Below are 21,345 nucleotides of genomic sequence, written 5' to 3'. Positions count from 1 at the left end.
ATGAACACCTCCCCTAGAATGAAAAAAGGAAGCTGGCTTGGTCAAACGCCAGCCTCCTCCAGCACATGTCATCAGGACCCTTGGACTTGAATACCTTTCTGAATATTGGCCACGAAATCTTTTCCACCTTGAGCCGGGGAAACTTGGCCACTGATAATATTTTTCAAGATACTCATAGCGTTCCAAACCGCTTGCATCTGTGGAATGTTGGGCATGGGTACAGCATTAGGAATTTCATCGGCAAACGCTTTAAACATTGGACTACTTTGGATAGTCGACGATTGTTGAAGACTCGTCAAAGCCGGAATTTGTTGAGAATCGTTAAAGTAGTCCATTTGCGCTGTAGAGTTTGTTAAAGCTTTTACCAAACTCCAGTCAGCAGGCTGGTTTGGACTCTTGGAAGAAACAAACGCTGTAATAACGCCCAAGAACGGGGTCATTGGATGCCCGTTTGAAAGAGTAGGCAGCGGTGCAATAGAGAATGGGATTTTGGCCTTTTGAATATTCGGCACATCCCATGGACCACTGATGTACATAGCCGTTTTGCCAGAAGTAAACTGGGATAAGGCAATGGTGCCAGTCAAGCTTGGCTGCATCCAATGGTATTTGTGATCCATATCATACATCAATTGATAAGCTTTAATGGCTCCTGCATTATCCAAACCAATATCATTTGGATCAAGCGTTCCATTGTTGTCTTTGAAAACATAGCCGCCAAGGCCACCTACAAACGCGTAATTAAAGTATAGATTGTGCTGAGCATATGCAAATCCATATTTGTTGGCATCCGAAACAAACTGTGTCCAGTTCGTCGGCGGTGTTTTAATTTTGCTCGTGTTATAGAATAAGGCTGTTGTCTGTACAGAAACGGGAACAGAGTAAATTGTACCGTTGACAGTGACTGCATCGACTACGGACTGTGCATAATTGCTGGTGTTAATATCGCCACTCGGCACTGGTGCCATTAAGCCTTCTTCAGCAAAAGTACCATTATTGTCATGCGGCATGCCGAAGACAATATCAGGTCCTTTTCCTGAACGCGCGGCTGTTGCATAGAACTGAAAACCATTTGCATTGTGGCTTTCATCCACAACTTTCACGGTATCACCATGCTTCTTAGCCCATGCATCAGCAATCTTTTTCACGTCCTGCAACTGCGGTCCACCCGCCCAAGACCAAACCGTGATTGTTTGCCCTTTAGGAAGGGAACCAGATGTTGTCGATCCGCTTGAATTGGTGGAATTTGAATTCGGACTGCCACATCCAGCAACCAGACCGCCCATGACAACCAGCGCAGCCGCACCAGTAGCTAAACGAGTTTTTTTCATAATTTAGCCCCCTCAAATAGTCAATGCGTTGAAGACGTTTTCACTAGCGATTTACATCTCTCAGCTTTATGCAAACGTTTGTACAAACTATACTGCCCAAATTACAAAAAATCAATATCTTTACGAGAAAATTTTCATCTCAAACATTTGATAACATAATTTATAAGCAAAACGTGAGAAAAAGAACTTCAAAATAAGCATTGTGTGCCAATTTATTGCACATGTAATAGCTTTCATATGCAATCGAATGCATCACTATCGAACTAGTGGTTGCCTATTCAAGATGCAAATTCTGAAGTGCTCAAACAAAAAAACCTCCTACCCCGCTTTTGAGCGGTTTAGAGGTATTTCTTATCCTACCGATGCCTGATGAAATTCTTTAGAGAAACCTTACGTTCCTCCTCATGCTTTCATCATGAGGAGCTCTCGAACGATGAACGAGACAATGCAGGCTTGATTGGCTCAGCTTGAACATCTTTTTTAGTTATCGTCAAATAGCCAACCAAGATAATGATACAGCAGGTCAGTACAATACTGACAGGACCTTTACCATAACCTAAACCACCTACATATTTAGGCATTCCAAACCAATCAGCAAAAGAAGCTCCCAGTGGACGTGTAAGAATATAAGCAAACCAAAAAGAAAAAATAGCATTAAAGTGAAAATAGCGATAACCGAAAGCTGGGATTAAAATCAAAAATATAAATAAAATTCCAGACGCTAAATACCCTAGATGAAATGCTGTAGCTGTCATATCACCAGTAGCGGTACCAAGAGCAAAAGTAGCTAAAATGGTAGCCCAATAAAACATTTCACGTCGACGTGTATAAATGCTGTGAATCGAAAGCGTTTTTTCGCTCCAGTACCACAGTATGAGCACCACCGCAAGACAGACAGCGTAAAAGGCGGAAGAATATACATAAGGAACACCCAAAGCTACATGCGTTGAATCGGCCACCATCGTACCAAAAATAGCAACCATAACTACTGCCAGCCAATAAACCCAGGCAATATAACGTTTTACACTGAATTGCAAAATCATAGACGCCAGAAAACAAATCCCGCCCAATATTACCGCTACATACGGATTCATATGATAGACCAAAAAATCGGAGGTAGCTTCTCCCATAGCTGTGGTCAGTAATTTGACAATCCAAAAATAAGCGGTGATTTCAGGTACTTTCGTAAAAGGTTGGGACTGTTGATTCAGAACCGTCGTTCGCAATTGACGCATTCTCTAAAAATTCCTCACTCTCTGAATCAAGATCTTATAAATGAACAGTTTCACTTACTCTTTTAAAATCCTAACACAATCCTAAACCGAAAGTGTCGGTATAATCCATTTTTTGGGTTGCTAAAAATATATTTTAAATTTTTTTCAAAAAAAATTTGGACCTGCATGCAGAGAAATACTCAGGAATAAGCATGAAACATATCTAAAGACCAGCTATCTTAGGAGGTGATTTATGGTCATTCTGGTTATTGTTCGACGGCGCAAAACGGATCGTCAAAAGGAAAAGATTCAATCCGTCAAACAAAACCAGAGCATTACGCCCGTCCGCTTTCTTGAAAAATGGTCTCTCTTTCGCATGAATCAATTCCTAATGCTACATCCGCAATATCTGGAGCTTTTACTGATTTATGCAGCAGGCGGGATTGCGCCAGTGTTTGCAGAACAGTCCAGGTAACCAGTCAACAATAAAAAGAGGAGTATCCTAAAAGTACTTCGTTACTGAGGGATACTCCCTGTTTACAACTAAGTCTGCGCGAAAAACATTACCTGGAATTGACTCTACGGCTCATTGAAAAGTATAAATGATATAAGCAAGATAAATAGCAGATAACCACATCATAACCGCCGCCACTTGATGGATCTTGTTGAAAGAAGTACTGCGGAGAGCAGCTTTTCCAGCGATATGACCACCTATCGCAAGGAAAAAGAACCATATCCACGAAACAACCGAACAAGCTGAGGCAAAGGCAATTTTATCCGCCCAGGATGTATATGCCAGCGCACTTCCCCCCAGGATCACTAACGTATCTATAAGAGCATGGGGATTGAATAAAGAAACAGAAGCTGCAAAAGTAACTTGACGTTTAGGCGGCCATGCCGTAGATGTCTCGTCTTGATCCATACTGCCTTTGTCCTGCCACGTTTTCCACCCCATATATAAGAGAAAACCTATTCCAATCATTCCTAAAATATATCGTAACCAGAAAATATGAAGCGCAACTGCCGACAACCCAAGGACAGCTAAACTCACCAAAACAGTATCGCAAACAGACGCCGTGATAACCGCAGGCAAAGCTCCTGTCCAGCGTCGATTTACGGCTCCTTGTGTAAGAATAAATCCGTTCTGCATGCCTATCGGCAAAATCAGTCCTAAGGCAAGGATAAATCCATGAACAGCAGCTATCAGCAATGATTCATCTCCCTTGAAAAACTATGTATACTTTTTTCGATAGACGATTTCTTTGAGCATATAACATATCTATCGTAAATGGATACAGACTGAAATGAAAACAGGAGTGTCCCTCAGTGCTGAAGCACTTTTGGGACACCCCCGCTTAGGAGAGAAGTTGCCGCAATTGACGCACCAGTTCAACCAGTGCCCGAAGAGCAATCGCAATAGCAGCCACAAAATACCAAATCAGTATGACTACATGTGTTGGATCTGCCAACATCAGCAAACCCAAAAGCAAAAGAGGAAAAATATCCATGAGAATAGGGCGTGTGAGCAATGTTGCCACTTTCTCCAGATCAAATTTGCCTCTGAGCTCGTTGACAATGCGAAAAATAACCGTTAAACCAATGAGTACAAGAACAACCCAGAGCATTGCCAGCATAGCCGGATGGTGAAGGATGATATTCATCTGCACTCCCCCCCCTCTTTTGGAAAACTCACTTACACTGCATCGTATAAATTTTTCTTCTCATCTGCCCCGGCCAATGCCATAATCAAACATCTGACTTTCCTATGTAAAAAAGTATGGGACTTCCTATAGAAAGAGGACCAATTATTTTGGCCCTCTTTAGTAGTCATACGCCGTTGACTATATTCCACATTTTTATTTGATGCATAGGATTTTGTGGATCAATTCGCTGTGAAACCAGCCAATGCTCCAGAAAGATGATCGACGAGCTCACCGACTCCATCAGGAGTGGCCAACACTGAACGATGATAGGAACGAAGTATACGATAGGTGCGACGCCAATATATAGGATTTGCAATACGACTACGGAACGTATTCAAAAGTTTGGGGTCTAACACTTTGCTCACCTCCCTTCATCGGCGCCCTCTTTACTGATTCGAAACATTTTTGAAAATGGTTCAGTGCAATCAATGGCCAAACTTTAGGATAGATGTGATAGCGTATATGCAACGCACCCGGAAATCCTGAGCCAGTAGGTATCTCTTCATGCCATCTACCTTTTTCCCCCTGTTTAAGTAACCAACTTGCCGCTCGCCAAGCCGCAAGCCAGAGCCTTTGTCTGATTCTCGGTTCGACCTCTAATTGGTATAAATACAGCAGTGTATCTAAAGCCCACGCCGTCTGAGTTGGCAACCCGAAAGACAACTCAACATACTTACCGCACAAGTCACTTTGGCATGATTCTCCAAAACTACCGTCCTCCATTTGAATGGATAACAACCAACCTTTCGCCTTTCTTAGAGATTCATCGTCACTCGGTATGCCCACTACCACCAGTGCCTTAACAGCACACCAAGTTCCATAGATGTAAGTCGTTCCCCAACGTCCAAACCAAGAGCCATCTGCTTCCTGATGATTACGTAACCAATAAATAGCTTTCCTGACTCTCGCATCCCAGCACGACAAAATCTTATGATTGACCAGAAACTCCACTACACGTCCTGTAATATCCGGTGTAGAGGGATCAATCATAGCTCTTTTCATATCATTGGCTGGCAGCCAATCGAGCCAATACTGATTGCAATCCTTCTCAAACGCTGACCAACCTCCATCTCGATTCTGCATAGATAATAGCCAGTCTATTCCCTGCCACCATGCTTCCGCACATTCGTCTGCCAAGGGTGCCAACGCTTCTAAGGAGGCTACCGTGTCATCTACATCAGGATGACACGTATTGTTGCTGGAAAATGCCCACCCTCCTAACTGTTTACCTTGGTTCTTCATCAATCTGTCCGGTATACGATGCTGTTTCGCTAACAAGTATTGTGCTGCCTTACGAAGGGTCATGGAATTTGTCAATATTCCGCAAGAACCGAGAGCCTGCATGGCCAACGCTGTGTTCCAAATATGTGCATCGCAAGTTTGTTGATGATAAAAATCGTCTTCAATATCTTGATATAAAGACTGACGAATAGCAGACAAAATTCTTTCGACTTCTGGATGATCACGTGGATAACCTAGGGCTAGCTTTGCAAACACCCATAAAAAGCTGGAGGAATGATATCCTCCCAACGTGCCATCCGCCTCCTGCTCCTCATCCATCCAAGTCACACAGCGGCGAAACGCTGCATTTTTTAGCCAATTTACTGAATGATACATTGTAGTACGAAGAACAGTCCGTTTTTGTCGATCCGTTAACAACTCTTTCAAAAAGAAATTGCCGGAAGGACATGCGACATATTGAAGGCTGGATAAAATCAGCATAGGCCGCACATGAAGACGAGTAAATGTAACTAAGTCTTCTATATCAATAGGAGAGTATTTGAAAAACAACGTGTTAGCAGCACTTCAATCCACTGCCAGTCTTTCCAATCTAGCAAATATAAACTGATGGCAGTCTGGGCATCTGGCATACAACCGGTATCAAAACAATCCTTCCAACTGCCATCTGACATTTGTGAATCGAGAAGCTGTTGAATGGAATTTTCCAGTACAGATGAAAGCATTGTAAATTAATAGTATATAAAGACAGACAATCCATACACTTCCTGCAACAGACACAAACAACGTATTCCATAGCAGGTAATTTGCTGTCGGCGAATGACTGAAACTTGTCAACCTTATGAAGATATCCACGGAATCCTCTTTAGGGTCATCGTTCCATCCATAAACTCCAAATAAAAACTGGCTACGTAAGGGCGTAAACGCCACAGACGCAGCCAGGGGACCCGCACTAAATCAATAAACAGGGGTGGTTGTGCAGGTTGTTGTTACAGCTGGAACGAGCAGGATGAAGAGTACGAAGATGATGAGGAATACAACTGCCCAACGAGTATATCCACCAAATACGCCGCCATCGTACATAAGTCAAAATCCTCCTTTCAATTTCCTATCCGTTAGATTTGCATCGTTGCTCTTCTTAATAAGCTGCTCCTGCGCCATAAGCCGGAACAAGTAAGAAGAACAGGACAAAGATGATAAGGAACACGACCGCCCAACGAGTGTATCCACCAAATGTTCCGTACATGCGGTTCACTCCCTTCACTTGTGACATGCTCCAAAATATGTTTGCTGAGCTTCTACAGGCAGTGGTATATGCCCGATCTCGTGAGTCAAGATAGGCACATATTCGTATTTGACCATGATGAATACGGGGAAGTTTGATGGAAATAGTTGGGGGATAAAAGGGTGTTGTCATATTGACTGTGGAAAATGTGAGTGGTTGCAGGAGAAACGGGTGGAATTAACCATGTCCAATCTCCAGTAACTTTACGGCCTGCATCAGCTTCGATTTGCTCAAAACGTTCAAACTGTTTAGCCGCAGTATGATGATCAATAATGGTCACACCGTGATTTTTGTAGGAATGTAATACTGCAATATTTAACTCTATCAGGGCTTTATCTTTCCATAAACTAGCATCGTTTTTTGTATCCAATCCCATAATAGAGGCAACCTTGGGAAGTATATTGTAACGTTTTGTATCTGCTAAGTTACGAGCACCAATCTCTGTTTCCATATACCAACCATTGAACGGAGCAGCAGGAAAACGAATTCCCCCTATTTCTAGGGCCATATCAGATAGAATTGGAACTGCATACCATTGAAGATGTAATTCATCAAAAAGAGGAAATTCTGGGTGGCGAATCGGAATTTCAAGAATGATATCTTCTGGAATAGAAAACCATACGGGCGCCTCGTTTTGGACTTGAATGACAATCGGCAATACATCATAGGCTGTGCCTTTTCCTACCCATCCAAGCTGTTGACAAATACGCGTAAATTTAACAGAATGCGAATCTCCAATGATACCATGCTCCGTTTCATACCCAGCATAACGAATCAATTGATGATTCCAAATACGAATGTCCTGATGAAATATGGTTATGGTTGGACGAATTTTCCCTTCATTTGAAGCATATTGAATGTGACGAAATAGAGCAAACGCTATTTGATCCACACTATGAAGATTTCTTTCATCAAAAACTTTTAGAGACTTCCAGAACAATCTCCCAATACATCGATTGCTATTCCTCCAGGCCATGCGTGCTCCATGTTCCAGTTCTTCATAGGTAAATTCAAACGTCCCAAAACTCTGCAAACTTTTTTTGATCTCGTTCAATCGATATTCTGTCTCTTCTCTACTCTTCCCTAGTTCGTTATAGCATCTCAGAATGAAATCTTGAACTTTATTATCCACGAACATGGACCATTTCTCCCAAAATTACATTATCCTTCTATACTTATTTGACTTTGTTCCAAAAATGTCCTCCATCGGTTGTATAAAATAAAGTTCCTGGATTCATCACTATCCAGCCGTGCGTTGAGGAAACGAATTGCATATCCATGACGTTTTTTAAAGTAAGATTAGGTGTAAATGAGTTCCATGTTTGCCCACCATCCGACGTGGTCAAAATTTGTTTACCGTCTATAACAAATCCATCCTTCATATTAGGAAAACTCCACGCTTGAATGGCTTGATTGGGCACCGTACTTTGTACGGCTTGTTCAGAAGTCCACGTATTGCCTCCATCATTTGTTCGATAAACGAGCAAACCCATACCATAACTCACTGGCAAGATACCCTTTTGTTGACCAAAAAAAATCGGTGGAAAGGAAGTAAATTGTTCATTTTGAAAAGTATTCGGTACATGTAAAATTTGCAAAGACCAATGATATCCGCCGTCCGTAGTTCGGTAAAAATAAATATGTCCACTTAATGCCGTAAACCCTGTTACCCAACCAACCTTAGCGTTTACAAAGCTGACACCTGTCTTATCGCCTACAAACGGTAAATTTCCTCCCTTCACTTGATTGGTTTGAGCAATGGTGTGCCAAGTCATTCCACCGTTATAGGTGTGATAGATGGTTTCTCCTTCACTACCTGCTGCCGCACCTTGAAATAAAGCTATCCAGCCTTGATCCGGATCGAGAAAATGTAGACTCATAGGATATCCAGTCGCTTGAATTTTTTGTTTCACCCAAGACTGTCCTGCATTGGCCGTGTAATAAATGGATAGCGGAGAAGCAATCGAATTACCGTTACTTGCGGCTATCCAAGCCATTTGATTGCCGATCGCGTTCATCGACATTTGGAGGAATGGTGCTGACTGAAAGCCTGGTGGAGTCACTGCTTTCCAACTTAATCCTCCATCCTTCGTGTACCATACGGTATTTCGCCCCGTAGCCCAACCGATTTGCTCGTTAACCATGTTTATCGAGGTGAAATGAGGCACTTGTGGTGTCTGAACTGATTTAGATGGGGTTGTCGTTGGAAATGAATCTGTCTTTGACTTGGTAGCATGTGATGCGTTTGGATGGCTTGCTGAACTGTGCGTTTGCATATTCTTGACTGACGTCGTATGGTTTTCTGTTCCACATCCAATGAGGGTGCAATAGATGAATCCCGCTATACCGCTTAACAACCAGAAAGGTTTATATTTCATCCGCAAAACCCACCTCCCATTTAACGCGGATTATGAAGATAAAACAAAAGTCTTCACATGGTTCATAGGATGGTTCAAGTATCTACCCCTTATGCTGAAAATTGTTTATTGTCGCTTAATCCAATAGTATCCAATCTCCGTCATTACCTGCACGATCAACTTGTTCATGAGGAAAAGGGCTCAAAATATTCTGGACATCTTTTGCGAATATTCTTTAATGCCTTGTTCACCGCTCCTTGCACGTAGGGCCGTTCATCCATCAGAAGGATGTCTATGATATCTTTCGCCTCTAGAGCATAATGAGCACCAACTGCTGCATGAAATACCATGGCAACATTCCATCTGACCTGCTCATCGTTTGACAGAACACATCGCCTCAACCAAGCAAGCACTTCATCTGGGTAGTATTTAATGAGTGCACTGCCAATCGCAAATGGACCAAGATTTTCTTTAACGTATGTTGAACGATCAGAGAGAAGCAGTTCCAAGATGTTCAATATCCGATTTGAAAACTGAGGATTTCGACTCTTCCCTGCGTACATCAGTGCCAGAACCACTGCCCTGCGCACATTTTCAGATTCATTTTTTGCCCACGAGTGGATGGAGGGATAGAAATTTTCAAAATGAGTCACGAGAATCGAGCCACAAGCGTCTGCAACCCATTCTCGAACTTCCCAGTTTGGACTGTCTGCTAAGTCCTGCAATACATGCTCTACTTTGCATGGATCCAAATGATAACAGGGGACTAACAATTGCGAACCTATTTCTTCCGCAGTCGAATTCTTACTTTTACACAACTCTATTGCTATTTGAAAGAGGGTGTCAAGTTCGGATTGAAAATATCTTTCAATGGTATAGATAGCAGTACGTTTTACCTGTGCTCTTGCTGTGCCTGCGTGGGTAGTGGATTGGGATTGCAGTGCATGGATCATTCCTCTAACTGACCTTTGAATCAGAGCATCATCGAATTGCTTTTTCCATTCCTCAACGCTGACGTGTCTCATTGAACACCTCCTGGGGTTGCAATAAATTCCATTTAGAGAAATTATTCCACACTATCTATGTTAGTAGTATCAATTTCTTCCGTCTATTACGAAGAAGTTTTGATACTCATGTAACCGTCAAATCAATCCCCCCTCTTTCTCCTTAATTTTTCCAAGTTCATCGATTTTGCGTAAAATGAAGTTGTTCGCTGGCGCGAGAGGGAAAGCAGGCTTTTGACCCGAATTCACCCGTGCTGTAGGGAACAACTTATTTACCTCGGGGAAGGATTTAATTTTGCGAACACATAGAACAGGGACGGCGGGTTCAGAGGGATAGTGGATTGTCTTCCTTGTACTAAACTTTCAACTTTGTTCAACCACCCGTAGACGTAAAATATACTTTAATATGGAATATGCATTGTAGTCTCCCGCTTGGATATTCCCGAATGACAGCAGACGATCTGATGCACTCCTTATATGCTTTTTTAAGTTTCTCAAATATACCTAACAAGGAATTACGCTTATCCTCAAATTGGTCGAACTTATCCTTTATGTCCTCATCCTGCGTTCCAAATGAATACTGCACTAATGCTTGGAAAATGTTGTGACACACGATATTTTCGGAAAACACGCCGAAGTAAAATGATGTACATGATATACGCGTATATACTGCATTATCTGGAATCTTGACCACTGCGATGAGATCACACTTTCCCTGGATCATTTCCCTAATGACTCTTTTGATTGACAAAAGATAAAATGATCATCAGGATTCCACACGTGTAGATGGTCAGCACGGTATCCGCGTAGCCACAACACTCCGTTCATTCGTCTAAGGTAAAATCCCTTTGGAAAGTCAACGTTTTCAGTCAGTATATCGGAAGCTATGGTGATAGACCCGTATGGAGCTTGATTTGTCTGTAAAGGATGCCCCAAGGAACCTTCAGGCTGGTCGAGATACACCAGTCGTAAGTGAGGTCCCAACTCAAGCGGACATAATTGCAAATCAAGATCGTTCGCTCTTTTAAAGATTTGATCAATAGTAGCTCCATCTGGAAAGCCAAGGTCAGCAACGGTTAGCTCAATAGTCTGCAAGATGTACGTGGTATCAGAGGTCGTAAATCTATCGTCGGCAAATAGTCTCTCTGCTAATTCATTCATTAAGATGGATTGCTGTCTTAATTTGTGCATAAGCTCGGATTTTGTAAGTCCGCCAACCTCCACAATTCTCACTATTACGGGGCAATCAGGATACGTTTTCTCATTTCCAACGCGCATATGAGTTACTCCTCAGTGAAACAACCCTTTATTTCTGCAAGACTACCATAAGAAGCGTTAATTCGTTTTCTTCAACTTATATGGTTCTTCCAATGCCATTCCAACGCTCGTTGTTCAATCTCCTTGACCAATGTTTCCTTGCCTTGGATGTATGAATCAATGTCATGGCTGTCACGTACCACTGGAATGATGTCGATGATTGGTTTGGCATCTAAACCTGGAACCGCTGTGCTTCCAATGTGATGAATGGCGATCAATTGCCTTCCAAAGATGCGGCGCAGTTTTTCCGCTTCTTCTTCGTACATCAGAACCCATTGCTCGTTGTAGGGCGTTACCTCAACTCGTCTCATCACACATCCCCTAAACCCAGTTAGTCATTACGCTTGACCCACTGCCGCTTTCATGATTTCATTCGCTACAACCACTTCTGTCCCTGCCAGACCCACGGAACAAAACAGGGTTATATCATCTTGACCCTTTCTCGCAGGAATTTTCCCTGTAACAACGTCACTTAGCTGTATGATCCGTTCTTCATCGGGTGTCCCGACCAGAAAATGTGGTGTTGAATAAGATTTCAACTGCTCTATGGAGTCTGTCGCAATCACTGAACTACGTGCTCCAAGTTCCATTGGAACCTCATGTCGCATGACTGATTTGGGACCAACCGTATTGATATGTACTCCTGGTTCAAGCCATTCTGCATCGAAAACTGGCGTACCGCTATTGGTGGCGCAAATGACGATATCGGCTCCCTGTAGGCAACTTGTCGGGGAATCAACGGCTATAACCTCGACATCCAGCTTCTTCATCATTTCAGCCGCAAATATCTCTCTGTTCTCTGGATTGCGACTGAAGACTCGAACCTGCTTAACATCCCTGACAGCAACAGCCGCCTCCAACTGTGTCCGCGCCTGCATACCTGTACCAATCACCGCAACGTGTTCGGCATCCGTTCGAGCCATGGCTTTGATTGCGACTCCACCGATTGCCCCAGTACGAACAGCACCCAGCAGATTCCCAATCACGATGCCCTTAAACACCCCTGTATCTGAATCAAACACGCACACCAATTGCTGATGCCCATCCAAATCGTTCGCGTAGGTATCGTACACGCGGAACCCGATGACCTTTTCCACGGCAGTTGCGGCACCCGCAGTAAAAACCAAGTCCCCCTGTTCCGTTTCCAGCCGAAATCGAGGAGGCGCAACAAGTGTTCCGTTTGCCTGCTCCTCATAGGTGCGTTCAATTGCGCTCACAATCATCTTCATTGAGACAAGCTTCTCAACGTCCTGATCTGTAAGGACATGATACAAGCGAAGTCACCCCTTCAGGCGCGAAAGTTGCCTTTCAAGTTTCTAATCCCTTCTATTATCCCAAGCTCTTTTCTGCTCTTCTACCACTCTATCTTTTTGGGATAATCCTCCACCAAACTTATGTTGGTGTTCGGCTGAAATAGTGGACACAACGAATCGGTGCGCCACGAGGCGCTGTATGTTGAGGCCATAATAAGTCATGGCTAATGGGCACCTCAGCCTGTCAAGACTACGGTGGCATGCGTTGGGGTCGAACAATCCACTACCGTATTGTACAGTACTAATTATTTGTCAGTCTGAAATCTACTTCACAAAGCAATTAATTGATCCTGCAGTATCGATGTATTCCAATGGCTGCAACATGGCTCTGAGAACCGTCTGATGCTTTTCCACCGTTGCAATCGTGATTTCAGCTTTTGGTGAACCTCCTGATTTAAGCCTTATGTAACCCATCCAACGGACGCATACACAACAGATTCAAAAATTCAACAATCGCACTTAATCGGAACCAAGAAACATATAAGCAGTGTTCAAGCAGCTCCTTCGATGTTCACTATTGCCTCGACTATGTGTTTGAAGTGATTTTCGCCAGATCCAGCAAATTATTAACAATGTAATCCGGGCCACCCCAAGCTCCTCAATCGTCTTGTTTTGTCTATTGATCCAGCCTACAGTGAATCCGAATTCCTTTGAACCAGCGACATCCCAACCGTTTGATGAAACAAACAGAATGTTTTTCTTCGGAATGTTAAGTATCGACACTGCCAATTGATATACCTGCGGGTCCGGCTTGTATGTCTGTTGAGGGTCAACACTGAGAACATCGTCGAAATATGTCTCTAATCCAGCATGTCGAACAACAGCCTGGAGCATACTTTTTGTTCCATTGGACAAGATGAAAAGCCTCCGTGGAAGAAATGCCTGCAATGCCTGTTCAACCTCGGGATAGTGCTGTAATGTCAGATAAGCACTGACTAACGTCTCGATGATTTCTTCATCGTACGCCAGTTTAAGGTAATTGAGTGCAAAGCGCAGAGAATCTCGATTGACATCTTCAAAGTTCGCATAGCGCTTCATCAACGCCCGAAGCCATGTGTATTCCAGTTGTTTTTGTCGCCAGACTTGGCTAATTTGTTCCCCTTTTTTTGGAAAGATTTTGTTACATGAATCGATTACAGAATGAACATCGAATAAAGTTCCGTATGCGTCAAACACAACCGCTTCAATCATCCAGACCACTCCTCATTTGAGTCCTCAGTACGGGAATCGGAATATCTCTGACAAAACAAAGTTTCTTCCCCGAAATACGCACGGGCAATTCCACACCTTAGGACTATGGAACTTGCTCTCTAACACAACGAGTAAATAACTCGGATATACATACACAAGTACAACGAAGTGGCTATATGGTCCATCGTAGCATAAACTCAACAAAGACAACCGTAAAGCAGATTACAGACTAGATCGTCCCCCATACATTCTTCATCGTCAAGAATTTCAACCGGATGCTAGTCCCTAAGGACACAGTGTAATCGTCAAATGAATTTCTTCCGTAAATCACGCCTTTTCCCACTCGTTTTTCTCCTTAATTTTTCCAGATTCATCGATTTTGCGTAAAATGAAGTTGTTCGCTGGCGCGAGGAGGAAAGGCAGGCCTTGGACGCAGGGAGGACAGATTTGGTCAATTATTTTTTCACATTCTTGATCGGGCATGGTTTAGGAATCCTTGATATTTCGGGCTTTTTCGCGTCTGGTAGCTCTCAAAATTTTGCTCTGAGTTTCCCCCGCCCATCGCTCTCAGGCATTAAAATGTAATCGTCAAATCAATTTCTTCCCTCGCCATCTCCCGCCTCAAACCCTCCAAATCCCTTGCCCCGCCTGGCTTTTCTCGACTCCCCCTCCCTCTCACCCAATTTCTGCCGTCAAATCAATTTCTACGCTGGATCACGCCTTTCCTCACCCGTTTTTCTCCGTAATTTTTCCAGATTCATCGATTTTGCGTAAAATGAAGTTGTTCGCTGGCGCGAGGGTGAAAAGAAGGGCTTGAGGGCGCAGGGAGTACAGATTTTGTCGTGTATTTTTTCGCGTTTTTGATCGGGCATGGTCTTGGAATCCTTGATATATCGGGCTTTTTCGCGTCTGGTCTCCTTCAAAATTTTGCTCTGAGTTTCCCCCGCTTGTCGCTCCCGCTCCACAAAAAGAACGGGCGAATCCAGGCTTTTGACCCGAATCCACCCGTGCTGTAGGGAACAACTTATTTTACTCAGGGAAGAACTTATTTTACTGGGGAAGAAATTCGTTTTGCGAAGATATAGAAGCAGGAACCACGGGGCAAGGTGAAATGATAGGAATTTTTCACCTCGCTCTAAATGATCAAAAACCAACGTAAGCGACAACGCCAATGCCCATAAGCATGACTGCGTTAATGGCAATAGCGTTCTTCTCAAGCCATTCCCCTTTAATTTGATAGCCTAACTTCGTCGCTATGAGCGTCAAAATCATGAATGTAGCAATAGTAAATATCGCAAACACAATCAATGTGCCAACAACAAGTGCAACGCTGACGGCACTGGCGGCGAGTGCAACAGGTAGAATGGTTAAATCAGGAGATGCGGCAACGCCAAATGGTATAGCAATAGCGGCAATGCGTTTAAGTAGAGTTTTTGGCTCGTCCTCTGATTTACCTAAATGCTGATGATCATGTGCTGACGGGTACTCTTCGTGGATAAGGGGTTCCATGTTTGTCCCTTCGTGTATCACCTTCGCGGAAAATTCCTCTGGGTGATGCTCAGTAAAGAGAACATAATACCCAGATTCCGTAACTTGAAACGTAAAATTGTCTGGACCGCTTAAAACTAAGTCATATCGTGACTGGATCGGTTCAATGAATTCACCCTTTAAAACACGCTTGGATGAACCTTTGAAGACCTCAACACCATGGCTACAAGCATGGGCAAGTGATTCAGAAGAATGATCACCTACTCGAAAAAGAGCGATTTTCATCTCAGGATCGGGACCTTTATTTAAGACAAAGTGGTATTCACCAGCGGACAGTTGGTATATCCCACCCCATTCAAAAGGATAAGCATGATCATGTTCGTGACTATGCCCATGATCGTGGGCGTGACCGTGCCCATCGTCGTGGGTGTGACTGTGCCCATGCCCATGATGGTGGTGATGGGAATGCCCGTGACCGTGACCGTGGCTGTGTCCGTGACCATCTTCGTGGCTATGTCCACCTTTACCCATCAACCTCAAAACTAAAAACACTACACCAGTGAGAATCAACAGAATACCGACGATGTGACCCTGTTGATTCTCAATGACTTGTCGGAATCGAAGTCCGATAGCCGCTATGATTCCTGCTAAAACGATAGACGCTACAATATGTCCTATGGATGCCAAGAAGGTCACTCGTGCGACGCGGGTCATACTCCAACGGTTCGTTCTCGCGACAACAGCAAGTGGAACCCAGTGGTCAGGTAGAATTGAATGCAGTATCGCGACTCCTGCCGCCGCTACTAAGAGCAAGAACATAGAATAATCCCCCTTTTAATCACAACTTTCTGTCTGGTTTCGGTCTGCCGATTTTTGCACCTTCCCGCAACATGAATCCAGTTTCCTCAGAAAAAGTTATACTTACATTCCCAGGATCGACATTGCCTTTGATCAAGTGTTCCGTTACAATTCTCCGCCCAAGCTTCGGGGTGACGTTGCGATACCATATTCCATCTGGGTAGACGATGACGTTACAGGCATCGTCACATCTGCCGTTGCATCGGGTTAACGTCGTGTGAATGTGACGATCTGCATTATTTTGGGCAATTTCCTTTCGAATTGCTTTCGCTACATCCATTCCACCATGTTCTAAGCAGATATCACCGTTACAAATCAATACATGATGGTGAGTTCCAGACAAATTCCAAGTGGTCATCGTGGTGCTCCCTTTAAGTTAATTCCTTCAACACGTTTTTCATCTGTCATGAATTACACACTTAGCACTGCAGATAGTCCCACGAACAAGACAAAAAATGAAGCGTCTCCGTAGCCTTCGATTAGGAGTTAATCAAAATCCCTATTTATCGAATGAAATGGTCGAGGGCATTTTGCAAATCCTCCAACACTTGTTCCTGGTTCGATTGACCTGCCGCCGCCATGACGCATTGTTCTAAATGATCTTTCAAAATCACCTTCGCCACGCCGTCGAGTGCTTTTCGTACAGCGGCAATCTGTAAGAGCAAATCGGGGCAGTCCCTTCCGTCTGTCGCCATTTCTTTAATGCTTCGTACATGCCCTTCTATTCGCGCCAACCGATTCACGACTTGCTTTCGTTCTTTGTGTGAATGGTCATGACCCTCCAAAACAATCCCTCCTTGAACGGATTATATCCCCCCCAGGGGGATATTGCAACGCAATAAAAATACCCCTTCGAACTAAAGGAGTATTGTAACGCAAAGGAATTTACTATCTCGGTATCTTTACAACAACCAGAACATGCTTATCTGACCACTTGGAGTTCTGAGACATTGCCGCACTGGTTCCTCGAACAGCTTAAAAGGTCAAGAATATACCGATACAACTTTTCCTAAATTTAACTTTTTGATGTGAGCCTTTGTCTCTTTTTTAACCCCGTTCCCCAGAAAAACCAGAGGACGACAGCCAAGAACCCTACATAGAACACGACCTGCAATGCGGTCGGAGTATCCGCATAACCGAAGAAGGAATGCATAATGTCCCCGAACGTGCTGTCTTCATTAAGGAGAAACGACGTATTCCAAAGCGCATGTTGTCCAGGCAACCAGCCTAACTCCTGGAATGCCTCAATCCCGTCCGCCAGTAACCCAGCACCGAACAACATTAGCAAAGTCCCCATGGTATCGAAGAAGTATTTTAAGTTAACACTTTTCCCTAACACATAGATCACATAGCTTAACGCCAGTCCCGCAATGACACCTACCCCAGCCCCAATTGCCAACATCAGTGGGTTTGTATGAAATGCAATGGCAATCATGAATACCACAGTCTCTAAGCCCTCACGCCCGACCGTAATAAAGGCAATCAACGCAATCGCAAACATGGAACCTGTCGTTATGGCTGTATCCATCTTCGCATGAAGTTCCTTCTTTATATTACGTCCTTGTTTCTTCATCCAGAAAGTCATATATGTTAGAACGCCACAGGCGGCGAAGTACGTTATGCCTTCTAACTTCGTTTGAAGATCGGAGCCATCATAATTTCGAAGCGTCGAAAAAACTACAGTGCCGCCAATTACCGCGACGGCGACTGCCGACCATATCCCGATCCAAACATCCTTGAAACGGTCACGCCTGCCGATCTGTTTGAGATACGCAAGCATGATTGAACAAATCATGGATGCTTCCAATGCTTCGCGAAAGAAGATAAGAAATGATGCCAGCACCTTACGCGCCTCCATATACATGACTGAATTAGTCAACTTTACATCAAGTGTAATGTTGCTGTTGACTAACGTCAATCGTTTGTATTAGCTAATTCATCAGGAAGATACTACGCACACGGCTCTGGAATGGCACAACGGTCGCCTCTGGGATGTTGCTCGTTGCGATCGAACTGCATTAGTTTAAAGTCTCTATGGTTAGTCATGGATGCTTTAAACGCCGTAGAAATGTTCATGTTCAGAGAGGGGTGAGCATGTGAGCTTAACGATGAAGCAGATGGGCAATAGCGTCAACCAGTATCCATAAACCTAACAAACCGATAACAATTCCTGCAAATTTCTCCGCCCATTCCCCCAGATGACGCTTCAACCGTGACCCGAATGTAAGCCCTATGATTGTAAACAAAAAAGCCTGCAATGCCACTAAAATAATGGTCAATACTACAGGTACGCCAATTAGACCAATAGAGAATCCAACGGCTAACTCATCCAAACTGATGCTTAGAGCGGTAATAATTAAAGTCCATCCGACCAGGTTCCGCTCCAACTTCTCCTCCTCATCATCCTCGTCTTCAAAGAAGATGAGCCATATGGCAACGCAGAGTAGTACAATTCCTCCGATGAGCGAAGCCCAGTCGCCAATCAGTTGTCCTACACCTTTACCGATCAGTAACCCAACCAGAGGCATTACTGCTTCTGCACAAGCAAACGTGAGCGCGATTCTAACCTTGCCTGTTGTTTTGATAAATCCCAAGGATATCGACATCATGAGTGTATCCATACCAAGCGACAAAATCAGAGTAACCATCTTCAGAACAACCAATGAAGTCTCCCCCATAAACCAGAACCCTTACTGTATGACGGACCTCTGGCAAAAATCATCTTGCAGAGCTACTAAATCAACGTTTTAGAAGCATTACGGATACACCAACCAGGCAAATGACGGCTCCTATCCACTCGTTTAGATCGGGGGTTTTCTTATCTACCCACCATCCCCACAGCAGTGCCATCACTATAAATACACCACCATAAGCCGCATACGCCTTTCCAAACGAAAACACCTGGAATGTGGCAACCACTCCGTATAGAAACAAAATAATGCCTCCACCCAGTCCCAACCAAATGGGCTTGTCATTTCTAAGCCACTGCCACACTAAATAACCACCGCCGATTTCTGACAGCCAGCAACGACAAAGAGAAGGCAGGCTCGAAGTATTTCAGATAGTGTCATCATCAAGCCTCCCCTTGAATCAAGCCAACTTTTGCACCCAATTGCGGGTCCTTCGATACCACAAAAAGAGTCCTGCGCGGAGTGCGTTGTCCGCCGCAATACAAACCCAGACGGCTGGTAATCCGAAACCGAAGTGCCATGCAAACAGGTACACTCCAAGTGTACGAATGACCCAAATGCCGATCATTGTTGTCATCATCGGGAATTTACTGTTGCCGCCTGCTTGAATAGCAGATGTATCTACCAAAACCGCCGCCAGGAAAGGCTGTGAAAAGATATCAATTGCAAGGATTATGAATAACAAGTGAATGACATGTTGGTTATGGGTGAACAAGAATCCGATCCATGGACTGAATAAACACAATAAGATGGCGACTGCTGTCATGGATACGGCAGACTCGATATAGCTCCAATGCCGATACGTTCGTACATCTAATTCATTTCCACTTCCAATCGTCTGACCAATTGTGGCTGTGGCGGCGACAGCAAATCCATTGCCGATTGTGGTTCCAAATGTAGTTATTGTTCCTGCGATATTGTGTGTTGCATATACATCGACACCCATTCGAACGATGAGTCCGAAATACACAACTTGCCCAAGGCGCATCGAAAGTCGTTCTAATGCGGCTGGAACTGCAAACTTGGTCATACTCCAAGTGAGCGAAGCTGAAAGTTTCAAGTCTGAAGCGTGTAATGCGATTGCATCTACGTGGCGGGATTTTGTCCAGAGGCGAATGAGTCCGTAAAGCCGCGCCCTTGATACCTAATCCGTGAAACGAACCGATCCCGAAAATGAGTACATAGTCGAATACAACGTGTAAAGCGTTCATTTCAAGCCCCACTCGAAGAGGTGTCTTGGTGTCTCCAATTGCTCGAAACGCCGCTGACTGAGCGGTGAATAAGGCAATTAACGGAGAAATCCCAAGAACGATTGTAAAATACGGAAATGCAGTATTCTGAAGTGTTCCGTGAGCACCCATGATATGTAACAGCGGTACGGCAAAGAATACGGAAATAAGGGATACGATGATACCGACTATGAATGCAATGACAAATCCATGCCAGATTGAGGAGTGACCACGTTCGAAGTTTTTTGCCCCAACCGCGCGAGACAAAAACACAGAGAGTGCCGCTGAAACTGCTATGAACACACCCACATACGTCATGCTATATACATTGGTAACACCTACTGCGTCAATTGCGACAAGACCTAATTTAGCAATAAAAAAGGTGTCAACGACACCCAGTAAATTCTGTAGGTAAGCTTCTCCGATTGCGGGTAATGCAATATTGAATACCCGCTTTGCGTGCACTGGGATTTTAGTGGCAACATCCACATGTCTCTTCCTTTCCACGAGCCTCCTGAACGGCTTCCCAACCTTCTTTGACCACAAAATACACAAGTCCCAACGCCGCGATGGAGTCAATCCACCACCACCCAAGTAGGGCAGTCAAAACAACTCCACCAAGAACCGTCCATGCCATGTAGGCGCAGACGATACTACAAGATCCATCTGCCCGAAGTGCCTTACTGCCAATTTCAGATCCAATTTGTTTTTTAGCCCGTGACAGATACGGCATAATAATTCCAGAGGCAACTGCCAAACCCATTCCCATATAGGTCGCTTCTGCACCTTGATGGGTGAGGAGCTTGTCGATGGAAGCGACTACGATATCCGCGGCAAGAAGTAGCAACGCAATACCGACTACCCAAGATGACGTTTTCTCCGCCTTTTTAACACGAGCAAGACTTGCTCCTTGCGCTTCAATTGTCAATCTCCAGAGTAATACGCCCCCAGCAATGAGTTCGATAATGCTGTCAGCACCAAATGCAACGAGCGATAACGAATGAGCGATAATACCAGAACCAATAGCAACTGCCGCTTCAATCACCATCCAAATAATCGAAACGACCTCGATGTTTACGCCCTTCTTTACAGACACAACATTGGACGACATTATAAGACTCCTCTCATT

Annotated in this window: 24 protein-coding genes and 1 pseudogene; 1 reads left to right on the top strand and 24 read right to left on the bottom strand. The window is 44.0% G+C overall.

Annotated features, from left to right (window positions below):
• Positions 1–71: 71 nt before the first annotated feature.
• Together BUA75_RS02490 and BUA75_RS02485 are read right to left on the bottom strand one after the other, a co-directional pair.
• Entirely contained in the window at positions 72–1,328 is a 1,257-nt protein-coding gene (locus BUA75_RS02490; protein ID WP_072873009.1) for a sugar ABC transporter substrate-binding protein, read from the bottom strand.
• A 413-nt stretch (positions 1,329–1,741) separates the two neighbouring features.
• Positions 1,742–2,563 carry a COG4705 family protein gene (locus tag BUA75_RS02485; RefSeq protein ID WP_072873008.1) on the bottom strand — a complete coding sequence of 274 codons (822 nt, stop codon included), beginning with the start codon at positions 2,561–2,563 and terminating at the stop codon, positions 1,742–1,744.
• 232 nt (positions 2,564–2,795) lie between these two features.
• Here BUA75_RS02485 and BUA75_RS02480 point away from each other — a divergent pair, with 232 nt between their 5' ends.
• A complete protein-coding gene (locus BUA75_RS02480) occupies positions 2,796–3,017 on the top strand; it encodes a hypothetical protein (protein ID WP_072873007.1) in 222 nt (73 codons plus the stop codon).
• 111 nt (positions 3,018–3,128) lie between these two features.
• Here BUA75_RS02480 and BUA75_RS02475 read toward each other — a convergent pair whose 3' ends face one another.
• From BUA75_RS02475 to BUA75_RS02380, 22 genes and pseudogenes are all read right to left on the bottom strand, one after another.
• Complete coding sequence (locus tag BUA75_RS02475) at positions 3,129–3,752, bottom strand: LysE/ArgO family amino acid transporter (RefSeq protein WP_072873006.1); 624 nt, start codon at positions 3,750–3,752, stop codon at positions 3,129–3,131.
• A 145-nt stretch (positions 3,753–3,897) separates the two neighbouring features.
• A complete protein-coding gene (locus BUA75_RS02470; protein ID WP_072873005.1) occupies positions 3,898–4,203 on the bottom strand; it encodes a hypothetical protein in 306 nt (101 codons plus the stop codon).
• 221 nt (positions 4,204–4,424) lie between these two features.
• Positions 4,425–4,583 (bottom strand): hypothetical protein, encoded by a 159-nt coding sequence (locus BUA75_RS15815; protein WP_207549688.1) that lies wholly within the window; start codon positions 4,581–4,583, stop codon positions 4,425–4,427.
• Positions 4,567–6,036, bottom strand: a complete 1,470-nt coding sequence (locus tag BUA75_RS02465) for a prenyltransferase/squalene oxidase repeat-containing protein (protein WP_072873004.1) — start codon at positions 6,034–6,036, stop codon at positions 4,567–4,569. The genes BUA75_RS15815 and BUA75_RS02465 overlap by 17 nt, the downstream gene beginning before the upstream one ends.
• Positions 6,006–6,209: a hypothetical protein gene (locus BUA75_RS16055; RefSeq protein ID WP_129583490.1), complete on the bottom strand. Its 204-nt coding sequence runs from the start codon at positions 6,207–6,209 to the stop codon at positions 6,006–6,008. The genes BUA75_RS02465 and BUA75_RS16055 overlap by 31 nt, the downstream gene beginning before the upstream one ends.
• A 232-nt stretch (positions 6,210–6,441) precedes the next feature.
• Positions 6,442–6,567 carry a hypothetical protein gene (locus BUA75_RS16360; RefSeq protein WP_255567408.1) on the bottom strand — a complete coding sequence of 42 codons (126 nt, stop codon included), beginning with the start codon at positions 6,565–6,567 and terminating at the stop codon, positions 6,442–6,444.
• A 248-nt stretch (positions 6,568–6,815) separates the two neighbouring features.
• On the bottom strand, positions 6,816–7,907 hold the full coding sequence (locus tag BUA75_RS02460) for a nitric oxide synthase oxygenase (protein ID WP_072873003.1): 1,092 nt from the start codon (positions 7,905–7,907) through the stop codon (positions 6,816–6,818).
• A 37-nt stretch (positions 7,908–7,944) separates the two neighbouring features.
• Positions 7,945–9,147 carry a VPS10 domain-containing protein gene (locus BUA75_RS02455; protein ID WP_072873002.1) on the bottom strand — a complete coding sequence of 401 codons (1,203 nt, stop codon included), beginning with the start codon at positions 9,145–9,147 and terminating at the stop codon, positions 7,945–7,947.
• Positions 9,148–9,311: 164 nt separating this feature from the next.
• Positions 9,312–10,151, bottom strand: a complete 840-nt coding sequence (locus BUA75_RS02450; RefSeq protein ID WP_072873001.1) for a DNA alkylation repair protein — start codon at positions 10,149–10,151, stop codon at positions 9,312–9,314.
• Positions 10,152–10,850: 699 nt separating this feature from the next.
• The gene (locus BUA75_RS02440; protein WP_072872999.1) at positions 10,851–11,408 is read right to left on the bottom strand and encodes a helicase; all 558 of its coding nucleotides are present in this window, start codon (positions 11,406–11,408) and stop codon (positions 10,851–10,853) included.
• A gap of 71 nt (positions 11,409–11,479) precedes the next feature.
• Positions 11,480–11,758, bottom strand: coding sequence for a GrpB family protein (locus BUA75_RS02435; RefSeq protein WP_072872998.1), 279 nt, complete (start codon positions 11,756–11,758; stop codon positions 11,480–11,482).
• A gap of 27 nt (positions 11,759–11,785) precedes the next feature.
• Positions 11,786–12,721, bottom strand: a complete 936-nt coding sequence (locus BUA75_RS02430; protein ID WP_072872997.1) for an ornithine cyclodeaminase family protein — start codon at positions 12,719–12,721, stop codon at positions 11,786–11,788.
• A gap of 498 nt (positions 12,722–13,219) precedes the next feature.
• Entirely contained in the window at positions 13,220–13,951 is a 732-nt protein-coding gene (locus tag BUA75_RS02425) for a haloacid dehalogenase type II (RefSeq protein ID WP_207549687.1), read from the bottom strand.
• Between the two features lie 1,143 nt (positions 13,952–15,094).
• A complete protein-coding gene (locus BUA75_RS02415) occupies positions 15,095–16,258 on the bottom strand; it encodes a hypothetical protein (RefSeq protein WP_072872995.1) in 1,164 nt (387 codons plus the stop codon).
• A 19-nt stretch (positions 16,259–16,277) separates the two neighbouring features.
• On the bottom strand, positions 16,278–16,655 hold the full coding sequence (locus tag BUA75_RS02410; protein WP_072872994.1) for an NAD(P)H-dependent oxidoreductase subunit E: 378 nt from the start codon (positions 16,653–16,655) through the stop codon (positions 16,278–16,280).
• Between the two features lie 145 nt (positions 16,656–16,800).
• Entirely contained in the window at positions 16,801–17,082 is a 282-nt protein-coding gene (locus BUA75_RS02405; RefSeq protein WP_072872993.1) for a metal-sensing transcriptional repressor, read from the bottom strand.
• A 230-nt stretch (positions 17,083–17,312) separates the two neighbouring features.
• Positions 17,313–18,140: an FTR1 family iron permease gene (locus BUA75_RS02400; protein WP_072872992.1), complete on the bottom strand. Its 828-nt coding sequence runs from the start codon at positions 18,138–18,140 to the stop codon at positions 17,313–17,315.
• A 259-nt stretch (positions 18,141–18,399) separates the two neighbouring features.
• On the bottom strand, positions 18,400–18,945 hold the full coding sequence (locus BUA75_RS02395; protein ID WP_242650230.1) for a manganese efflux pump MntP: 546 nt from the start codon (positions 18,943–18,945) through the stop codon (positions 18,400–18,402).
• Positions 18,946–19,036: 91 nt separating this feature from the next.
• On the bottom strand, positions 19,037–19,342 hold the full coding sequence (locus BUA75_RS02390) for a YnfA family protein (protein WP_083574023.1): 306 nt from the start codon (positions 19,340–19,342) through the stop codon (positions 19,037–19,039).
• 45 nt (positions 19,343–19,387) lie between these two features.
• Entirely contained in the window at positions 19,388–20,017 is a 630-nt protein-coding gene (locus tag BUA75_RS16235) for an MATE family efflux transporter (protein ID WP_083574022.1), read from the bottom strand.
• A gap of 160 nt (positions 20,018–20,177) precedes the next feature.
• Positions 20,178–20,681, bottom strand: a pseudogene (locus BUA75_RS16500) (MATE family efflux transporter); the annotation flags it as partial.
• Between the two features lie 7 nt (positions 20,682–20,688).
• Entirely contained in the window at positions 20,689–21,327 is a 639-nt protein-coding gene (locus tag BUA75_RS02380; RefSeq protein ID WP_072872990.1) for a cation diffusion facilitator family transporter, read from the bottom strand.
• Positions 21,328–21,345 lie beyond the last annotated feature (18 nt).

The organism is Alicyclobacillus tolerans (assembly GCF_900142255.1).
Classification (GTDB): domain Bacteria; phylum Bacillota; class Bacilli; order Alicyclobacillales; family Alicyclobacillaceae; genus Alicyclobacillus_I; species Alicyclobacillus_I tolerans.
The sequence above is the reverse complement of the archived record's forward strand: the minus strand, read 5'-3'. Positions and strand labels throughout refer to the sequence as shown.